Origin of the sequence: Streptomyces sp. NPDC127177, assembly GCF_042672475.1 — a bacterium.
In the GTDB taxonomy this organism is placed as follows: domain Bacteria; phylum Actinomycetota; class Actinomycetes; order Streptomycetales; family Streptomycetaceae; genus Streptomyces.
In genome coordinates, this window is sequence record NZ_JBHXUW010000135.1 from 1 (window position 1) to 1016 (window position 1016).

The following is a 1016-nucleotide window of genomic DNA, read 5'->3' on the forward strand; positions in this document are numbered from 1 at the left end:
GCCGGCAGAGCCCGCATCGCCAACGACTCCACCGACACCACCGGCGCACCCGACACATCCACCACAGCAACCGAAACAACACCCTCGCCCACACCCACCAAACGCACCCGGACCACCGACGCACCCGAAGCATGCAACGACACGCCCGACCACGAGAACGGAACACCACCCCCATCCCCCGAACCACCCAAGAACCACGCCGCATGCAACCCCGCATCCAACAACGCAGGATGCAGACCAAACGCCCCCGCATCCCCCGCCACACCCTCCGGCAGACTCACCTCAGCAAACACTTCACCACCACGACGCCACACCCCACGCAACCCCTGGAACACCGGCCCATAACCAAAGCCCTCCACCCCACGCGCCTCATAAAAACCATCCAAATCAACCAACTCCGCACCCACAGGCGGCCACACCGAAGCATCAAACACACCACCCACCAACACACCACCACCATCAACCGCCAACACACCAGCCGCATGCAACACCCACGGCCCCTCAACCGCACCCTCCAACCGAGAATGCACCACCACCGAACGACGCCCCGAACCATCCCCCACACCCACACGCACCTGCACCCGCACACCACCACGCTCCGGCAACACCAAAGGCGCAGCCAACGTCAACTCCTCCACACACCCACAACCCACCTCATCACCAGCACGCACCACCAACTCCAACAACGCCGTACCAGGAACAAGAACCCGACCACCCACCACATGATCAGCCAACCAACCATGCGACCCCACCGACAAACGACCCGTCAACAACACACCCTCATCATCCGCAAGCTCCACAACCCCATCCAGCAACGGATGACCAGCCGACACCAACCCAAACGCCGCCGCATCCCCAACACCCCGACCACCCAAAGGCCAGAACGACTCATGCTCAAACGCATACGTCGGCAACCCAACCCGCACAGCCCCCGAACCCGCAAAGAACCGCGACCAATCCACCCCAACCCCATGCGCATGCAACTCAGCCAGCGCGGTCACGGCCGACAACTCCTC

General features: G+C 63.0%; 1 protein-coding gene. It reads right to left on the minus strand.

Annotated features, from left to right (window positions below):
• Positions 1 to 1001, minus strand: a 1001-nt coding sequence (locus tag ACFVJX_RS36020; protein ID WP_384136920.1) for a polyketide synthase dehydratase domain-containing protein, incomplete at its 3' end; no start/stop codon positions are given.
• Positions 1002 to 1016: the final 15 nt, after the last annotated feature.